16 protein-coding genes are annotated in these 17,634 nt (G+C 56.0%); 6 read left to right on the top strand and 10 right to left on the bottom strand.

Going from position 1 to position 17,634, the window contains the following annotated elements:
* Positions 1-52: 52 nt before the first annotated feature.
* The 3 genes from NQ842_RS14325 to blr form a co-directional block, all read right to left on the bottom strand.
* Positions 53-493 (bottom strand): DUF2569 domain-containing protein, encoded by a 441-nt coding sequence (locus NQ842_RS14325; RefSeq protein WP_219279296.1) that lies wholly within the window; start codon positions 491-493, stop codon positions 53-55.
* A gap of 87 nt (positions 494-580) precedes the next feature.
* On the bottom strand, positions 581-796 hold the full coding sequence (gene ydgT / locus NQ842_RS14320) for a transcription modulator YdgT (RefSeq protein WP_013096896.1): 216 nt from the start codon (positions 794-796) through the stop codon (positions 581-583).
* Between the two features lie 233 nt (positions 797-1,029).
* A complete protein-coding gene (gene blr / locus NQ842_RS14315) occupies positions 1,030-1,155 on the bottom strand; it encodes a division septum protein Blr (RefSeq protein ID WP_168112406.1) in 126 nt (41 codons plus the stop codon).
* 243 nt (positions 1,156-1,398) lie between these two features.
* Here blr and NQ842_RS14310 point away from each other — a divergent pair, with 243 nt between their 5' ends.
* The gene (locus tag NQ842_RS14310; RefSeq protein ID WP_014831648.1) at positions 1,399-2,439 is read left to right on the top strand and encodes an oxidoreductase; all 1,041 of its coding nucleotides are present in this window, start codon (positions 1,399-1,401) and stop codon (positions 2,437-2,439) included.
* A 44-nt stretch (positions 2,440-2,483) separates the two neighbouring features.
* Here the strand turns inward: NQ842_RS14310 and add are convergent, their stop codons facing one another.
* The 3 genes from add to malX form a co-directional block, all read right to left on the bottom strand.
* A complete protein-coding gene (gene add, locus NQ842_RS14305; RefSeq protein WP_014831649.1) occupies positions 2,484-3,485 on the bottom strand; it encodes an adenosine deaminase in 1,002 nt (333 codons plus the stop codon).
* Between the two features lie 96 nt (positions 3,486-3,581).
* The gene (locus NQ842_RS14300; protein WP_257256007.1) at positions 3,582-4,754 is read right to left on the bottom strand and encodes a MalY/PatB family protein; all 1,173 of its coding nucleotides are present in this window, start codon (positions 4,752-4,754) and stop codon (positions 3,582-3,584) included.
* A 47-nt stretch (positions 4,755-4,801) separates the two neighbouring features.
* Positions 4,802-6,394, bottom strand: coding sequence for a maltose/glucose-specific PTS transporter subunit IIBC (gene malX, locus NQ842_RS14295; protein ID WP_014831651.1), 1,593 nt, complete (start codon positions 6,392-6,394; stop codon positions 4,802-4,804).
* Between the two features lie 178 nt (positions 6,395-6,572).
* Here malX and NQ842_RS14290 point away from each other — a divergent pair, with 178 nt between their 5' ends.
* On the top strand, positions 6,573-7,601 hold the full coding sequence (locus NQ842_RS14290; RefSeq protein ID WP_014831652.1) for a Mal regulon transcriptional regulator MalI: 1,029 nt from the start codon (positions 6,573-6,575) through the stop codon (positions 7,599-7,601).
* Positions 7,602-7,603: 2 nt separating this feature from the next.
* Here NQ842_RS14290 and NQ842_RS14285 read toward each other — a convergent pair whose 3' ends face one another.
* Positions 7,604-8,500 (bottom strand): LysR family transcriptional regulator, encoded by an 897-nt coding sequence (locus NQ842_RS14285; RefSeq protein ID WP_257256006.1) that lies wholly within the window; start codon positions 8,498-8,500, stop codon positions 7,604-7,606.
* A 107-nt stretch (positions 8,501-8,607) separates the two neighbouring features.
* On the opposite strand from NQ842_RS14285, the gene NQ842_RS14280 reads away from it, so the two are divergent.
* Positions 8,608-9,588 carry an MBL fold metallo-hydrolase gene (locus NQ842_RS14280; protein ID WP_257256005.1) on the top strand — a complete coding sequence of 327 codons (981 nt, stop codon included), beginning with the start codon at positions 8,608-8,610 and terminating at the stop codon, positions 9,586-9,588.
* A gap of 14 nt (positions 9,589-9,602) precedes the next feature.
* Positions 9,603-10,457, top strand: a complete 855-nt coding sequence (locus NQ842_RS14275; protein ID WP_257256004.1) for an alpha/beta fold hydrolase — start codon at positions 9,603-9,605, stop codon at positions 10,455-10,457.
* 39 nt (positions 10,458-10,496) lie between these two features.
* Here NQ842_RS14275 and NQ842_RS14270 read toward each other — a convergent pair whose 3' ends face one another.
* Together NQ842_RS14270 and manA are read right to left on the bottom strand one after the other, a co-directional pair.
* The gene (locus NQ842_RS14270) at positions 10,497-12,029 is read right to left on the bottom strand and encodes a YdgA family protein (RefSeq protein WP_047023674.1); all 1,533 of its coding nucleotides are present in this window, start codon (positions 12,027-12,029) and stop codon (positions 10,497-10,499) included.
* Between the two features lie 98 nt (positions 12,030-12,127).
* The gene (manA, locus tag NQ842_RS14265; protein ID WP_063424429.1) at positions 12,128-13,303 is read right to left on the bottom strand and encodes a mannose-6-phosphate isomerase; all 1,176 of its coding nucleotides are present in this window, start codon (positions 13,301-13,303) and stop codon (positions 12,128-12,130) included.
* 197 nt (positions 13,304-13,500) lie between these two features.
* Here manA and fumA point away from each other — a divergent pair, with 197 nt between their 5' ends.
* Complete coding sequence (gene fumA / locus NQ842_RS14260) at positions 13,501-15,147, top strand: class I fumarate hydratase FumA (protein WP_257256003.1); 1,647 nt, start codon at positions 13,501-13,503, stop codon at positions 15,145-15,147.
* A gap of 137 nt (positions 15,148-15,284) precedes the next feature.
* Positions 15,285-16,679, top strand: coding sequence for a class II fumarate hydratase (gene fumC / locus NQ842_RS14255; RefSeq protein ID WP_257256002.1), 1,395 nt, complete (start codon positions 15,285-15,287; stop codon positions 16,677-16,679).
* Here fumC and tus read toward each other — a convergent pair whose 3' ends face one another.
* Positions 16,680-17,609, bottom strand: a complete 930-nt coding sequence (gene tus / locus NQ842_RS14250; RefSeq protein ID WP_046887921.1) for a DNA replication terminus site-binding protein — start codon at positions 17,607-17,609, stop codon at positions 16,680-16,682.
* Positions 17,610-17,634 lie beyond the last annotated feature (25 nt).

Below are 17,634 nucleotides of genomic sequence, written 5' to 3'. Positions count from 1 at the left end.
GCCTATTATCGGATAAACCACAACAGGCGACAACAGGTTAACTGTAAGGTTATTACGGGTTCACGAAGGTGTTCTTCACCCGCGTCGAACGCTTGAAATACGGCACCAGAAGCGCTGCAGCCAGTAACGGGAAAAGCAGCTGACGAACGGCCAGGGCATCCGAAACCGGTGAAAAAGCAAAGGCTTTCACCGCCAGCAGCACGGAAACCAGCAGCCAGATTATGTAGTGCTTCGGCACACTCTTGCGACGTTTAAAGAACGCAATGGTCAGCCACAGCGTGTAGTACCACATTGCGATCGCGAAGACGAACGACACGAACCACAGGGTAATATTCAGCATACTTTGCGACATCAGGGTCTGGATTGCATGAGGGGTAACCAGCGCGGTGGTATAAAGCAGCAGCGCAAGTGAGGCGCTTAATAATGCAACCAGCAGCCATGCCAGTGGGGCGATTAACCAGCCTCCAATTCTTTCTCCAGGCGTTGCGGTCATGAACTCTCCCATAAATCTGCGCGAAATGTTGTACAGCCAGTTTGCAGGGCGGAGAGTATATAACATTTCGCGCGGATGGCTACTTTCTTATAAAACGTAACGCCATACGGATTTGGGCACTTCGCCGACGTTAAACAAACGCCCGCCGGAAACCAGCTCCGCACGGCGATGGTCCGCAGCACGATACATATTGATGATGTCCTGATTATCCGACAGCGTGTAGTTCAGGTGGTCAAACAGTTTTTCCAGGCTCTCAAGGGAATTGATCTTACGAAATTTTAATAAATAGTCCTGAACTGTCATATTAATAAGTTTCCATATAAAAGTGAGTCATACCCGTAAAGGTAATTCGTTTGAATAATAAACGGATTAATAAAGACGTAAACTGCCCACTCAGGTAACGCGACTAAATTAGGAGTTTTCTTTGCTGAAAGATTCAGGCATCAGATGATGCCTGGAAGAGAAGGTTAACCGTGTTCACCAGGACTGGCAATACGTAACTGACATATTGTGTCACTCTTTATTGCCGTAACCGGTTACTTAGGTTGCGCGACAGTGACAGGCTCCGGCGGTTGGTAGTTATCGATATGGCTGGCAACGCCGAGCAAAATGACCGATACCCCAAGAACAATCCATCCCGCTAATTCAATGATTCGATTAATAATTGACGTCATAATTCGTGCTTGTAATTTATCCATAAATACCGGTTGCAAATGTTACAGCGACAGTTGGTTGACAGCAAGTGGTTTGGGAACGGTTCCCTTAAACGCAATCAGAGGGTTAAACCCATGTAACAAAAACAACCGGTGCAGGATGCTATTTTAAGTCATATGGCACATGCTTAATGTGTTATGAAGCCAGGTTAGCCAGTGTGAAATAAGAACATCACAGGAGAGGGCAGTATTATGAGTGATAGCATCCGTGTCGGACTTATTGGTTTCGGCTATGCGAGCAAAACATTCCATGCGCCGTTAATTGCCGGCACGCCTGGAATGGCGCTGGCGGCCGTTTCAAGCAGTGATGCGACTAAAGTACATGCCGACTGGCCTGGCGTGCCGGTTGTCTCTGAGCCTAAGCACCTTTTCAATGATCCGAATATTGATTTAATTGTGATCCCCACGCCGAACGACACGCATTTCCCGCTGGCGAAGGCTGCGCTGGAAGCCGGTAAGCACGTGGTGGTGGATAAACCCTTTACCGTGACGTTGTCTCAGGCACGCGAGCTGGACGCGCTGGCGAAAAGCCTTGGCAGACTGCTGTCGGTGTTTCATAACCGCCGCTGGGACAGCGATTTTCTGACGGTAAAAGCGCTGCTCAGCGAGGGAACGCTCGGGGAAATAACCTTTTTTGAATCGCACTTTGACCGTTTCCGGCCGCAGGTGCGAAACCGCTGGCGTGAACAGGCCGGGCCAGGCAGCGGCATCTGGTACGATTTAGCCCCGCATCTGCTCGACCAGGCCGTGAATCTGTTTGGCCTGCCGGTAAGCATGACGGTTGACCTGGCTCAGCTCAGACCCGGCGCACAAACAACCGATTATTTTCATGCCGTTCTGAGCTACCCGCAGCGCCGGATAGTGCTGCACGGAACGATGGTCGCGGCTGCGGAATCGGCCCGTTATATCCTTCACGGCACGCGCGGCAGTTACGTGAAGTTTGGTCTCGATCCGCAGGAAGAGCGTCTGAAAAACGGCGAGCGTCTGCCACAGGAAGACTGGGGATATGATATGCGCGACGGGGTGGTGACCAAAGTGGAGGGGGAGACGCTGGTGGAAGAAACCTTGCTGACGATCCCGGGGAACTACCCGGCATATTATGCGGCCGTGCGTGATGCGCTGAACGGCACGGGTGAAAACCCGGTACCAGCCAGCCAGGCGATTCAGATCATGGAGCTGATCGAACTGGGCATTGAATCTGCCAAACATCGCGCCACGCTCTGTCTGGCATAAGTTTAGTAGGCCGGGTCGGGCGTAGCCGCCACCCGGCAAAGGGGTTACGCGTTTGCCACCTTATCCCGAAGCGCCTGCTTCTCTTCCGGCGTGAGGAACGCCATCTCCAGCCCATTCATCTGCGCCTGTCGGATCTGCTCGCGGCTCAGGCCCGCCTGTGGTGCAGCGACCGTATACTCGTGGATTATGTCCACGCCCTGTACCGCCGGATCGTCCGTGTTCAGCGAGGCCAGCACGCCGTGTTCGAGGAAGGTTTTCAGCGGATGCTTATCCAGTGCGGACACGGTGCTGGTCTGAATATTTGACGTCAGACAGGATTCAATGCCGATACGTTGCTCAGCGAGGAAATCCATCAGGGCGCGATCTTCCACCGCTTTCACACCGTGGCCGATACGCTCGGCACCCAGTTCACGGATGGCCTGCCAGATGCTTTCCGGACCCGCCGCTTCACCCGCATGAACGGTAACATGCCAGCCAGCATCACGTGCGCGGTTGAAATGAGAGAGGAACAGGCTGCCCGGGAAGCCCAGTTCATCCCCGGCCAGGTCGACTGCGGTGATTGCGTCACGATGCGCCAGCAGCGCTTCCAGCTCCTGCAGACAGGCCGCTTCGCCGAAGGTACGGCTCATGATGCCAATCAGACGGGCCTGCACATCGAAGGTTTTACACCCTTCACGGACACCTTCAATCACAGCTTCAACCACGCCTGCAACCGGCAGACTGTGGGTCATCGCCATATAGCCTGGCGAGAAGCGCAGTTCGACATAATGCAGGCCATTACGGGCGGCATCTTCGATGTTCTCAAAGGCGACACGGCGACAGGCATCCAGCGTGGCCAGCATCTTTACACCCCAGTCGAGTTTGCTCAAAAAACTGACCAGGTCCGGTTCATTAGAGGTGACCTGAACGTGCGGGATCAGGGTTTCAAGCGATTGAGCAGGAAGCGTTAAATTATACTGGCGGCCAAGATCGAGGATGGTTTGGGCACGAATGTTACCGTCAAGGTGACGATGAATATCTGTTAAAGGCAGGCGTGTATCAATCATGGTCGCACTCTTTTCTGGTTAAAGTGCGCCACATTATAAAAACAAAACGAGGTAAAAAGCTATTTGCGCAAGGGAATATTCCGTTGCGCAAACAAACTACAGGAGCGTGTTGATACCCGCAATCAGCCGCTGGACCCCTTGTTCCAGCTTGCTGTGCGGGCAGCCAGCATTCAGGCGGATGAAACCATTGCCTTCGTTTCCGTAGGTATATCCCGGCATAATGGCGACTTTCTGTTGCTCAATCAGCACCTTTTGCAGGGCGCGATCGTCAATGTTTAGCGGGCGCAGGTCAATCCAGGCGAGATAGGTCGCCTCGGGAGGCGTCCAGTTGAGTGTCGGAAAAGCGCTGTTCATTTCACGTGCGATAAATTTCAGGTTCTCTTCCAGATACTCGCGCAGCGCGGCAAGCCATGGCTCACCCTGCTGATAGGCGGCAATATGGGCCGTCAGTGCCAGCACGGAGGGGGAGGAAAGACCATCACGGCCTTTTAGCGCGCCCAGATACGCATTGCGGCTCTCTTCATCGCCTATCAACCCATATGAGCCGGTAAGCGCCGGGATGTTAAAGCTCTTCGAGCCCGAGGTCAGAAGCGCCCATTTGCCGCGAGCCACCGTATTCCATGGCGTGTGGCGATGATCTCCCCAGACCATGTCCATATGAATTTCATCGCTGATCACCGCCACGTTATAACGCGCGCACAGCTCGGCCATGTGCGTCAGCTCCTCCCGCGTCCAGACCTTACCGGTCGGGTTTTGCGGGCTGCACAGCAGCAGTATTTTGTTTTCCGGTTTCGCCAGGGCGGCCTCAAGCGCGGCCATATTTCCCTGCCATCCCGTCGCCTGTTTTTCCATGGCAACCGGCACCACGTGACGCGCATTGCCTTCAATGGCTTTATAAAACGCGTCGTAAGCCGGGGTATGCACCACCACACCGTCTCCCGGCATCGACCACAGGCGAATCAGTTCAGAGACCATGTAGATAACGGAAGGGCCATAAACGACGGTTTCAGTATCAATCCGGCTGTTAAAACGTTGCCGGAACCAGTGCGACACTGCGGCCAGGAACTCATCGTTTTTCCAGCGGCTGTAGCCAAACACGCCATGATCAATACGTTGATGTAGTGCCTCGATAATGCAGGGGGCGGTGGCGAAATCCATATCCGAGATCGTAAAGGGCAGCAGGTCGGCGGTACCAAAACGGTCAGCAACATAATCCCACTGTGTACACCAGGTGCCGTGGCGATCGACAACGGTCGAGAAATCAAACATGACGTACGTCCTTAAAGTAAAACCCCCTCAGCGTGAGGGGGGAGGCATCAGGCTTCGACTGTGCGCATCAGGGTGGCCAGTTCATCTTTGACCGACTGCACCTGCGGGCCGATAACCACCTGCAAATTGTGTTGATTCAACTGTACCACGCCGATTGCCCGGTTGGCTTTCAGGGCGTTGGTATCCACTTTCGACATATCCGCCACCGACAGGCGCAGACGGGTAATGCAGTTATCCAGAGAGGTAATATTATCCGCACCGCCCAGCGCCGCCAGAATTGCGGGGGTGTTATAGCCCGACTTGCCCACGGTACCGGCAACCGCCTGTTCAACGCTGGTGGCGGTTTCGGCATCGCGGCCTGGCGTTTTCAGGTTAAAACGGGTGATGGCGAAGCGGAAGATCCCGTAGTACACCACGAACCAGATTGCCGCCACGACCGGCACCAGATACCACTTGGTGGACAAACCGTGCAGGATGCCGAACACCACGAAATCAATCACGTTGCCGTCAGTGTTGCCGATGGTGACGCCCAGCACCGCCATCACGGTAAAGCCCAGACCGGTCAGCACAGCGTGGATGAGATACAGCACGGGCGCGACAAACAGGAACAGGAATTCGATGGGCTCAGTCGTACCGCCGACCACGCAGGCGATCACCCCGGAAATCAGCAGTCCTTTGATTTTATGACGGTTTTCCGGGCGGGCGCAGTGGTACATCGCCAGCGCCGCGCCGGGCAGACCGCCGAGGAAGGCTGGCATTTTGCCCTGTGACAGGAAGCGGGTCGCACTCTCAGAGAAGCCATGAGTGGTTGGGCAGCTCAGCTGCGCCTGGAAGATGGTCAGCGCGCCGCTCACATCATGGCCACACACTTCCATGGTACCGCCTGCTTCGGTGAAGCGAATCAGCGCCACCAGAATATGCTGCAGGCCAAACGGCAGCAGCAGACGTTCGCCAGTACCGAAGATCATCGGGCCAAAATCGCCCGCGCCGTTAATGATACGGCCAATGCCGTTGATACCGAGCGCAAAGACCGGCCAGATCAGCGGGATGATCAAACCAAACAGCCCCATGACCACGAGGGTGATAATCGGCACAAAGCGGGTGCCGCCGAAAAATGCCAGTGCATCGGGGAGGCGGATATTGTGGAAACGCTCGTGCAGCATCCAGATAATGACCCCCGCGATCACCGCGCCGAGGATCCCGGTGTCGATGGACTGAATGCCAATCACGCTCTGAATGTTATTGGCTTTCAGCACCGCAGCATCGGTCGTGGGCAGAATACCTTTGGCGGTCAGCCAGAAGTTCACCGCGAGGTTCATCACCGCGTAGCCTACAAAACCGGCGAACGCCGCCACGCCTTTGTTCTCACGCGCCAGGCCCAGCGGGATGGCGATACAGAACATCACGGGCAGGAAACTGAAGGCAAAGGAGCCGACCTTACTCATCCAGATAAAGATCGCCTGCAGCACAGGGGTCCCGAGGAACGGGATCAGCGTGATGACGTCCTTACTGCTGAGCGAGCTGCCGATCCCGAGCATGATCCCGCAGAACGAGAGAAGCGCCACGGGCAGCATAAAGGTTTTACCCAGTTGCTGGAAAAACTCCCACAGCGATATTTTTTGTGCTGTTTTCGCCGTCATAAAACGACTCCTTTATGGTTAAAATCAGTTTGTCTGCTTCAATGCTGCGAGAAGATAAAACGTTTTATCAAACTTTAGTGCGCGCTAAATCACATTCCCAGGCTTTCACTGGTAGTATAAAGATAACGTATTGATAAAACGTTTTACCGAACTCATTATCAGGGAGTCACGCCAAGACATGGCTGTAGCGAAAAAGATCACCATCAACGATGTTGCCCTTGCGGCTGGCGTTTCCGTCAGCACCGTTTCACTGGTCCTTAGCGGGAAAGGACGCATCTCTCCTGCGACCGGTCAGCGTGTCAACGAGGCGGTTGAACAACTGGGTTTTGTGCGTAACCGCCAGGCATCGGCCCTGCGCGGCGGGCAAAGCGGGGTGATTGGCTTGATTGTTCGTGACCTGACGTCCCCCTTTTACGCCGAACTGACCGCCGGGTTAACCGAAGCGCTGGAGGCGCAGGGACGCATGGTGTTTCTGCTCCACGGTGGGCGCGAGGCGGACCAGCTTCTTTCCCGGCTCGACATGCTGCTCACCCAGGGCGTCGATGGGGTGATTGTTGCCGGAGCGTCGGGCGTCAGCAGTGAATTGTGCGAACGTGCGGCCGCAAAAGGTGTGCCGCTGGTCTTTGCGTCGCGTGCCAGTTATCTGGATGAAGCCGATACCCTGAGACCAGACAACATGCAGGCGGCACAAATGTTGACCGAACATCTTATTCGTCGCGGTCATCAGCGGATTGCCTGGCTCGGCGGTAAAAGCTCGTCGTTGACCCGCGCCGAACGGGTGGGCGGTTATTGCGCGACGCTGATCAAGTACGGTTTACCGTTCCACAGCGAGTGGGTGGTGGAGTGTGAATCCAGTCAGAAAAAAGCCGCAGAAGCGATCGGTGCGCTGCTACGCAGCAGTCCGACGATAAGCGCCGTGATTTGCTATAACGATGTGATTGCGATGGGGGCCTGGTTTGGTCTGATCCGCGCCGGCCGTCAGAGCGGCGAGGGCGGGGTTGAAACTTTCTTCGACCATCAGGTGGCGTTAGGGGCATTTGCCGACGTTGGCGAGAACGCGCTGGACGATCTGCCCATTGTCTGGGCCACGACCCCTGCGCGGGAGATGGGTTACACGCTGGCGGACAGGATCATGCAGCGCATTGAGAACGCCGAGGTGCAGGCCGGGCACCAGATTGTGGCGGCGCGGTTAGTGACGGTGAAATAATTTCAGGTCTGTTGCGTAAGCGGATTACGCAGCAGCTCGGCCTCCAGGGCTTCCACAAACTTTCGTACTTTTGCCGGGATCAGGCGCGAGGTTGGGTAAACCGCCCAGACTGCCAGCGATTCCGGCTGGGCATCCTCCAGGACGATGCGTACAAGTTTACCCTCTCTGAACGCCGGTTCGACGTACCAGCGAGACAAATTAGCGATGCCCATCCCGCCGAGGCAGGCTTCGAAAATGGCCTCAACAGAGTTCGCGGAGAATCGGCCCGTTACCCTCTGTTTGTAGCGCTGTTCACCCTGTTCGAATGACCAGTGAACCGTGTCAGATGTGGTCAGACAACTGTGTGCCGCCAGATCGTTAAACGATTTGGGATAACCGTTTATAGCCAGATACTCCGCGCTGGCGCAGAGGTCGCGAGGGTTATGGCACAGGCGATGGGCAACCAGCCGGTTATCGCGCAGCGGCGCAATGCGTAACGCCACGTCAATGCCTTTGCCGACAATATCAACCTGTTCGTCGGTCGCGAGTAAATCGACCTGCAGGGCGGGATGTTGCTGCATGAACCGGGTCAGCATGGGAGCCACGATCTTTCGGCCAAATCCCGCTGAGGCGGTAATGCGCAGGCGTCCTGAAAGGTGCGTCCCGTCGGGAAACAGGTCGGCAAGCGCGTTGCTTTTATCTTCCAGTAGCGCCTGCGCGTGAGGGAGAAAAATCTCCCCGTCGCTGGTGGGCGAGAGAGAACGCGTGGTCCGATGTACCAGCCGAACCCCCAGCTCCGCTTCGAGATGCGTCAGGGCGCGTGAAGCTGCCATCGCGCTCATCGAGAGCCGACGCGCGGCGCCGGCGAGGCTACCCGCCTTGACGGCTTCTACAAACACTTCAATATCTTCCAGTTTCATTATCTCGTTTTTCGTTATGCTGTCTTATCAAATTACATATCTACATTGTTTGTCGTTACGCTGCCATAGTCTCTTCATATCCTGATAAACATGAATATGGAATGAAGATGAAAAAGTTGAAAGCGGTGCTGGCGTTAAGCAGCCTGTTCTTTGCAGGCACAACGTGGGCCGATGTACCCGCGCAGATAAAACAGCAGGTTCCCGGCTATTATCGCGTGGCCGTAGGGGAGTACGAGGTGACGGCGCTGTTCGACGGCTATAACGACCTTTCGCCTACGCTGTTACAAGGCCTTTCACCCGACGCGGTTCGCAAGCTGCTGGCACAACAAAAAATCGATGCCGAACGCATGCCTACCGCCTTCAACGCCTTTCTGGTGAATACCGGTAAACACCTGGTCATGATTGACAGCGGGGGTGGCCACTGCGTGGCGGAAACGGCCGGCCAGCTCATCGGCAATATGAACGCATCTGGATATCGCCCTGAGCAGGTCGATACGATTTTCCTGACTCACCTTCATCTGGATCATGTGTGTGGCCTCAGCGATGCAGACGGGAACGCGTTGTTCCCCAATGCCACCGTTTATGTGCCGCAGGGGGAGGCCGATTACTGGCTCGATCCGGCTAAAGAAGCGAGCGCGCCAGCGAATGCGAAAGCGTATTTCGCTATCGCCAGGCGTGCGCTGGCATCGTATAAAGCCAGAGGACATCTCAAAACCTTTGTTCCGCCCGCTTCGCCCATTCCTGAAGTCCAGACGGCCTATGCCATTGGCCATACGCCCGGCAGCACCGTTTACCGTTTTGCTTCACAGGGAACGGCCATTAACTTCATTGGGGACCTGATCCATGTGCCTGCCGTCCAGTTCCCGCATCCTGACGTGTCTATTCGTTTCGACGTCGATTCGAAAAAAGCCATCTCATCCCGCGCGAAGGAATTTAACGCGCTGGCAAAAGACGGCGAGTGGATGGCTGCGGCGCATCTGCCTTTTCCCGGTATTGGGCATATCACCGCCTGGCAGCAGGGCTATCGCTGGAACCCGGTTAATTACGGTCCTTATCAACGTGCGGCTAACGTGCCTCTGCTGAAATAAGTGAGGATATTTGCATGAAAAGTTACGCTGTAACGGCAAACGGTATCCGTCAGTTTGTGGTCGAAGAGGGTGAAGGCGCGCCGGTTATCCTTCTGCATGGTTTTCCAGAAACAAACTACGCCTGGCGCCACCAGATACCGGTTTTATCACGCCACTATCGCGTGATTGCGCCCGATCTCCGCGGGTATGGGGAAACGGATAAACCCGCATCCGGTTATGATAAACGGAACATGGCGCGTGACATCCGTGAACTGATGCGCGTGCTGGGTCTGGAGAAAGTGGTGCTGGTGGGGCACGATCGCGGGGCGCGGGTGACGACCCGCTTTGCGAAAGATTATCCCGAGTTACTCGACCGCCTGGTGGTGATGGATAACGTGCCCACGCGCATTGTGGCGCGCGATCTGAATGCTTCGATTGCGCGTGCATACTGGTTCTTCCTGTTTCATCTGGTGCCCGACCTGCCGGAAGCCCTGATTGCGGGGCGAGAAGGCATATGGCTGCGCCACTTTTTCTCGGACTGGACCTACGACCCGTCTACCATCAGCGGCGAGGCGTTTGACACCTATGTACGCGCGTATCAGGCGCCGGGTGCCGTACGGGGCGCTATGGCTGACTATCGCGCCAACGCAGAGGATGTGGCACAGGATCTGGCAGACGCTGACGTGAAAATTACCTGCCCGGTGATGTCGCTGTGGGGCAATGATTTTCACGCAGTGGGTAAGCTCTTCGATATGCAAAGCGTCTGGGCCGAAATGGCGGATAACCTGCGGGCATATGGTATTGATGAGTGCGGCCATCTGCCGCAGGAGGAGCAGCCAGAGAAAGTGAACGCGCTGCTGCTGGATTTCCTGGGGGGGTGGAAAGGTTAACGGGCAATAAAAAACCCCTCATGCGAGGGGTTTTGTCGTTTACTGCTGCGGCGCCGCAGGTTCGGCTGGCGCTGCCGGTTCAGCCGGTTCCGGCATGCCCAGGGCAGGCATACCAAACATGCCGACAAAGTCCTCCAGTGGCATTTTGTCACCGTTGAGCGTCACCTGGCCGTTGGCATACTGCAGGCTGGTGGAAATCGTATTGTCGTCCACCTTCGTGATACGGAACATCTGGCCCATCGCCGCCAGGCCTTTCACCTGCTGGTTTGCCAGCTTGCCGGCATCGTCATCGCCGTACCCTTCAAGCTTCGCAATCTGAGTCATAAACTCGGTCGCCATATCCATTGGGATCGTCAGCTTGCTGTCCAGAGACTTCACGCTGCGATCCACTTCCTGGGCCAGCGTTTGCGGTTCGCCCGTTGCCGTTGCCGGATCTTTCAGGAACAGCGACAGGTTAAAGCTGGTTTCGCCTTTACTGTTTTTCCAGCTCAGCGGAGCGACGGTGATCACCGGTTCACCTTTGAGCAGGATAGGCAGGTTGTTGAACAGCACGGCCATCGCCTGCTGCTGATACACTTCCGGGTTCTGCTGCAGGGCGGCATCGGTCAGCAGCGCCTGGCTCTCTTTGCTGTATTTCTGGCTGAATTCATGCCATGCCTGACCGTCAATATTGCCGATCTTCAGCGAAAGCTTGCCGGTACCCAAATCCTGATTCTGCACTTTCAGGCTCTTCAGGGTGTAATCCAGCTGAGTGTTGATACTCTTACCGTCTTTGGAGACATCCGATTTACCATCAACGTCCATGCCTTCCAGCACGGCCATCTCTTTACCTTCAATCGCAATGGCAATCTTATCAATCGAGAGTTTCTGATCGCCGATACGCTCTTTGAAGTCGGTCATGCGGCTGTTGCCGTCCGCTTTCAAATTGTTGAAGGTAATCTGTACCTTCTGATCGTATTCGTTAACGGCGTTGACCAGACCGCTTTGCGCTTCCCCTGTCAGGGAGAGCACGTTCCCTTCGCGGTCAGCATCTACGGTGAAGTTGCCACCGCTGAAGGTGACTTTCTCGTTCTCTTTCTCGTAGTTCAGCGCCTTCAGCGCGATATTCGAGCTGGTGTCACCGGCATAGCTGATGCGGGTATCCACCGCGAAAGGTGATTCATTTTTTGCCAGATCGAACAGCGGTTTAGTTAAGTCGTTATTCACCAGCACGGTGTGAACGGACGCCATTGATGGGATCAGGTTAAAGGACTTCAGCTGCGCCAGCGGGAACGGTCCGTGACTCACCACCTCATCCAGCACCACCGTCTGGCCCGGCTTCAGCCAGCCATTTTCATTTCCGGCAACGGGCTTCACCACAAGCTGCATATGGCTGGTGAATACCCCGCGCTCATAATTCTGATAGCTCAGCTCTACACCCGCTTCCGGTGCGCCACGCTTAATTTGGCTGTTAGCCTGTGCCACCATCTCAGCCAGACGGCTCTCCAGCTGCTTCCCAGTAAACCAGGATGCTCCCGTCCAGACTACGCCTAACGCTACAATCACGCCTACCGCTACGACCGATTTTTTCATTGCGACTATCCCTAAAATGAAACCAGGCGGTAGAAACCGCCCGGAGATATAAAGCCTGCCACTAGCTTAGCAAGAGTTGTTAAAAAATTCAGTAGTGTCTATAGCTTATTAAATACGCGCGCCAGGCGACCGGTACCGCTTACGCTGACCGGGGACTCATTAGCAGGAACGAATGCTGACTCCCCGGGCTTAAGCACCAGACGCTGTTCGCCTTTATGCAGCGTCGCTTCGCCCTCAACGCAGAACAGGATCGCCGCGCTCTCCTGCGCGATGGTCGTTTCGGTCTGGCTGAGGTCGTGCAGGGAGAAAGCAAAATCGTCAACCGGAATAGGGAAGTCCAGCTCTGCGCCATTTTTGACGGGCTGAGTAAGCAGCTCGGCAGCCGGTTTCGCCACGAACTTCACGTTAGCCACCAGTTCAGGAATGTCGATATATTTCGGCGTCAGACCCGCGCGCAGCACGTTGTCGGAGTTGGCCATTACCTCCAGCGCCACACCCTGCAGGTAGGCGTGCGGGGTTTCCGCGAACAGGAACATGGCTTCGCCAGGGTTGAGCTTCACCACGTTCAGCAGCAGCGGGGAGAACAGGCCGCTGTCGTCCGGGTAAAACGCAGAAATCAGTCGGATGGTGTCCCATGGTTCGCCCTGCTGGTCGTTCAGCGCCGCTTTCAGCACCGCCAGGGCGTGGGATTTCTCGTCGCCCTGCATGTTGAGCAGGCTGGCGAACAGCTGGCTCAGGCTTTCCGCGTTCGGGGTTGCCAGGAAATGCGCGATAGCGTTATGCGCTCCTGCGACCGGCTGCAACAGCGAGATGATCTCGGAGAACTCGCGGAACGCGTTCATCGCCAGGAAAGGGGTCAGCGCAAAGACCAGCTCCGGCTTGTGGTTCGGATCTTTATAGTTACGCTCGGCGGCATCTAACGGGATACCGGCCGCATTCTCTTTTGCAAAGCCAATTTCAGAGGCTTTCTTGTTCGGGTGAACCTGGATGGAGAGAGGTTGATCGGCACACAGCACCTTAAACAGGAACGGCAGCTCGCCAAAACGGCTGGCCACGCTGTTGCCCAGCAGCGTGGCTTTATCGGCATCAATGACGTCGCGCAGCGCGCGCACCTGGCCGCTGGCATCTTCAACTTTTGAGCTGCTCTTCGGGTGGGCGCCCATCCACAGTTCTGCCATTGGCAGGTTGTCCGGGTTCGCGATACCGTAGAGTTCCGTTAACGCAGTTTTACTTCCCCAGGCGTAGTTTTGCACTGAGTTGATGAGTTTTTGCATTATCAAGCCCTGATTCAAATGTGGAATAAACTCCGGGTATTAAAGCAATAAACCACATGGAAGTAACCTGCGGATGTAAAAAGTCGTACTAGTCTCAGTTTTTGTTAAAAAATTGTGTAGGATAAGCTGACTCGCTTTTAAGCGGGCAGCGGAACATCTGCCCAAATAATCAGACTGAAGCAGTAAGTGAGAGAACAATGTCGAACAAACCCTTTCATTACCAGGATCCTTTCCCGCTCGGTAAGGATCAGACCGAATATTACCTGTTAACCCGCGATCACGTCTCTGTCTCTGAGTTTGAAGGGCAGGAGATCCTCAAAGTCGATCCGCAGGCGCTGACCTTACTGGCGCAGCACGCCTTCCACGACGCCTCGTTTATGCTTCGTCCTGCGCATCAGCAGCAGGTGGCCGATATCCTGAGCGACCCGGAGGCCAGCGAAAACGATAAGTATGTCGCGCTGCAGTTCCTGCGTAACTCCGATATCGCGGCAAAAGGCATTCTGCCGACCTGCCAGGACACCGGTACGGCCATCATCGTGGGTAAAAAAGGCCAGCGTGTCTGGACCGGTGGCGGCGATGAGGCCGCGCTGGCGCACGGTGTCTATAACACTTACACCGAAGACAACCTGCGCTACTCGCAAAACGCGGCGCTGGATATGTATAAAGAGGTCAACACCGGCACCAACCTGCCTGCGCAGATTGACCTCTACAGCGTGGACGGTGACGAGTACAAATTCCTCTGCATCGCCAAAGGCGGTGGTTCAGCCAACAAAACCTACCTCTACCAGGAAACGAAAGCGCTGCTCACACCGGGCAAGCTGAAGAACTATCTGGTGGAAAAAATGCGTACCCTGGGGACCGCAGCCTGCCCGCCATACCATATCGCCTTTGTCATCGGCGGCACGTCGGCGGAAAGCACCCTGAAAACCGTGAAGCTGGCATCGACCAAATACTACGATGCCCTGCCAACCGAAGGTAACGAACACGGCCAGGCGTTCCGTGATGTTCAGCTTGAGCAGGAGCTGCTGGAAGAAGCGCGTAATCTGGGGCTCGGCGCACAGTTCGGCGGTAAATACTTTGCTCACGACGTCCGTGTGATCCGTCTGCCGCGCCACGGCGCGTCCTGCCCGGTGGGTATGGGCGTTTCATGTTCGGCGGATCGTAACATCAAAGCGAAGATCAACCGTGAAGGCGTGTGGATCGAAAAACTGGAGAACAACCCGGGTAAATACATTCCGGAAGCGCTGCGTAAAGCCGGTGAAGGTGAAGCGGTTCGCGTTGACCTGAATCGTCCGATGAAAGAGATTCTGGCGCAGCTGTCTCAGTATCCGGTCTCGACGCGTCTCTCCCTGAACGGCACGATCATCGTCGGCCGGGACATCGCCCATGCGAAGCTGAAAGAGCGCCTGGACAACGGCGAAGGGTTGCCGCAGTACATCAAAGATCATCCGATCTACTACGCGGGCCCGGCGAAAACGCCAGAGGGTTATGCCTCCGGCTCCCTTGGCCCAACCACTGCAGGTCGCATGGACTCCTATGTTGACCAGCTCCAGGCCAACGGCGGCAGCATGATCATGCTGGCGAAGGGCAACCGTAGCCAGCAGGTGACGGACGCATGCCACAAGCATGGCGGGTTCTACCTGGGCAGTATCGGTGGCCCGGCGGCGGTGCTGGCGCAGGGCAGCATCAAGAGCCTGGAGTGTGTGGAATACCCGGAACTGGGTATGGAAGCGATCTGGAAAATTGAAGTGGAAGATTTCCCGGCGTTTATCCTGGTGGATGACAAAGGCAATGACTTCTTCAAGCAGATCCAGTCCTCTCAATGTTCGGCATGTGTGAAGTAAGCTAAAAAGCCGGGTGGCGGCTACGCCACCCGACACCAAAAAGAGCGCACAAAGCGCCATAACGTTTCTCAGAAGTCATCAATACTTATCTCTTAAGCATGTGAGCAATCCCATCTTTAATTATCAAGGAGAAAGTAATGACAACGCATCGCCGTGAGAAAGACTCGATGGGCGCGATCGACGTTCCGGCCGACAAACTCTGGGGGGCGCAAACCCAGCGCTCGCTTGAGCATTTCCGCATTTCAACTGAAAAAATGCCCGTCTCGCTGATTCAGGCGCTGGCGCTGACCAAACGTGCCGCCGCCAAAGTAAACCTGGATCTGGGCCTGCTGGCGGCTGACAAAGCCAACGCCATCATCAATGCCGCCGACGAAGTGCTGGCGGGCAAGCACCCCGATGAATTCCCCCTGGCCATCTGGCAGACCGGGTCCGGCACGCAGAGCAACATGAACATGAATGAAGTGCTGGCCAACCGCGCAAGCGAGCTGCTGGGCGGCGTGCGCGGTATGGAGCGTAAGGTTCACCCGAACGATGACGTGAACAAGAGCCAGAGCTCCAACGATGTCTTCCCGACGGCAATGCACGTGGCGGCGGTGATCGCCATCCGTGAACAGCTGATCCCGCAGCTAAACGTGCTTAAAACCACCCTCAACGAGAAAGCCCAGGCCTTCAGTGATATCGTCAAAATCGGGCGTACCCACCTGCAGGATGCCACGCCCCTGACCCTTGGGCAGGAGATATCCGGCTGGGTGGCGATGCTGGAACACAATCTCAAACACATTGAGCACAGCCTGCCGCATCTCTCTGAGCTGGCGCTGGGCGGTACGGCGGTGGGGACGGGGCTAAATACCCATCCGGAGTACGCGGTGCGCGTGGCGGAAGAGCTGGCCGCGATCACCGGGCAACCGTTTGTTACCGCGCCCAATAAGTTTGAAGCGCTGGCAACCTGTGATGCGCTGGTTCACACGCATGGTGCGCTGAAAGGGCTGGCGGCATCCCTGATGAAAATCGCCAACGATGTGCGCTGGCTGGCCTCTGGCCCGCGCTGCGGCATTGGTGAAATCAGCATCCCGGAAAATGAACCGGGTAGCTCCATTATGCCGGGCAAAGTGAACCCGACGCAGTGTGAAGCCATGACCATGCTCTGCTGTCAGGTGCTGGGAAATGACGTGGCCGTCAACATGGGCGGTGCGTCAGGCAATTTCGAGCTGAACGTCTATCGTCCGATGATTATCCACAATGTGCTTCAGTCTGTACGTCTGCTGGCGGACGGCATGGAGAGTTTCAACGCGCATTGCGCCTCCGGCATTGAGCCGAACCGCGAGCGAATCAGCCAGTTGCTCAATGAGTCGCTGATGCTGGTGACCGCTCTCAATACTCACATCGGCTACGACAAAGCCGCTGAGATCGCCAAAAAGGCGCATAAAGAGGGGCTGACGCTGAAAGCCTCTGCGCTGGCGCTCGGCTACCTCACGGAAGCCGAGTTTGATGCCTGGGTTCGCCCTGAAGCGATGGTCGGCAGCCTGAAATAGTCACGTCGCCACATACAGGTGCAGCCGGGGAATAATCAGCTGCAGCGGCTGCGCCTGAGGCTTATAGCGATGCTGAACGTTTTCCGCATCGTAATTCAGCAGTTCGCCAATGTCCGGTACCACGGCGCCCTGATCGGCATCATAGAGCGCAATCAGCGGCGTTGGGCAGGCGTACTGGATCTGCTTTTGCTGGCCTGAATACCAGACGCGGGCGATAGGCTGCACCTTTACCGGGCGTTTAATCTTCAGGCGCGTTTCAGCGGGCAATGACGCGATGCTGTGATACTCCTGCTCCAGGCGCTCAATCCACTGCTCGCGCGACCATGGAGCCACGGTGCGCGGCGCTCTCAGGCTTTTTTCCAGCTGCGCCAGGATCTCGTCCCGGGTAAAGTTTTTGATAATGTGCTTGTTGGCCCAGCCGAAGCGAAGCGTGGCGGGCTGACGCAGTACCGTCAGCGTACGGTAGGCATTCAGGGTGATTAAACCCGGAAGCTGGCGGTGCACCCACTCAAAGCGGGCGGCTGGTGCCAGGCCTGACTCTTCGGTAATGATCTTTTCAAATGCCGCTTTCAGGGTATTGATGTGCGTAATCTGGGTTTCCAGCGCCTCACGGGTTCCGGCATCCGTTTGCAGGCAGATCACCCCCGGCAGGCGAACGGCCGCCTTGCTGCTGCGGTTTTCTGACTGCTGCTGAATAAACAGGCGACGATAGTGCTGTAGCGCCAGATCCCGCGCGGATTGACCGATATGCTGTTTGACGTCGATGGTTTGCAGCGGATCGTGCTCTGCGCCTTTCGCCACCTCCGGAAGGGTAAAGACCCGTGCGGCCAACAGGCGGCAGGCCTGCAGGCGCTCGGTCAGCGTTAACAGCTCATGCTCCATCTCCCGAAAGGTGCTGTTCAGCCTTTCGATAAGATCGTATGTCGCCATGTGAATCCCCATTAGTTACAACATA

The organism is Enterobacter cloacae complex sp. R_G8 (genome assembly GCF_024599795.1).
GTDB lineage: Bacteria > Pseudomonadota > Gammaproteobacteria > Enterobacterales > Enterobacteriaceae > Enterobacter > Enterobacter dissolvens.
The sequence above is the reverse complement of the archived record's forward strand: the minus strand, read 5'-3'. Positions and strand labels throughout refer to the sequence as shown.

Coding starts and splice junctions, on each gene's coding strand:
- NQ842_RS14275 (WP_257256004.1), top strand. CDS start 9,603: ATGAAAAGTTACGCTGTAACGGCAAACGGTATCCGTCAGTTTGTGGTC.
- tus (WP_046887921.1), bottom strand. CDS start 17,609: ATGGCGACATACGATCTTATCGAAAGGCTGAACAGCACCTTTCGGGAG.
- NQ842_RS14325 (WP_219279296.1), bottom strand. CDS start 493: ATGACCGCAACGCCTGGAGAAAGAATTGGAGGCTGGTTAATCGCCCCA.
- ydgT (WP_013096896.1), bottom strand. CDS start 796: ATGACAGTTCAGGACTATTTATTAAAATTTCGTAAGATCAATTCCCTT.
- NQ842_RS14310 (WP_014831648.1), top strand. CDS start 1,399: ATGAGTGATAGCATCCGTGTCGGACTTATTGGTTTCGGCTATGCGAGC.
- NQ842_RS14290 (WP_014831652.1), top strand. CDS start 6,573: ATGGCTGTAGCGAAAAAGATCACCATCAACGATGTTGCCCTTGCGGCT.
- fumC (WP_257256002.1), top strand. CDS start 15,285: ATGACAACGCATCGCCGTGAGAAAGACTCGATGGGCGCGATCGACGTT.
- NQ842_RS14300 (WP_257256007.1), bottom strand. CDS start 4,754: ATGTTTGATTTCTCGACCGTTGTCGATCGCCACGGCACCTGGTGTACA.
- NQ842_RS14270 (WP_047023674.1), bottom strand. CDS start 12,029: ATGAAAAAATCGGTCGTAGCGGTAGGCGTGATTGTAGCGTTAGGCGTA.
- add (WP_014831649.1), bottom strand. CDS start 3,485: ATGATTGATACACGCCTGCCTTTAACAGATATTCATCGTCACCTTGAC.
- malX (WP_014831651.1), bottom strand. CDS start 6,394: ATGACGGCGAAAACAGCACAAAAAATATCGCTGTGGGAGTTTTTCCAG.
- NQ842_RS14280 (WP_257256005.1), top strand. CDS start 8,608: ATGAAAAAGTTGAAAGCGGTGCTGGCGTTAAGCAGCCTGTTCTTTGCA.
- fumA (WP_257256003.1), top strand. CDS start 13,501: ATGTCGAACAAACCCTTTCATTACCAGGATCCTTTCCCGCTCGGTAAG.
- NQ842_RS14285 (WP_257256006.1), bottom strand. CDS start 8,500: ATGAAACTGGAAGATATTGAAGTGTTTGTAGAAGCCGTCAAGGCGGGT.
- manA (WP_063424429.1), bottom strand. CDS start 13,303: ATGCAAAAACTCATCAACTCAGTGCAAAACTACGCCTGGGGAAGTAAA.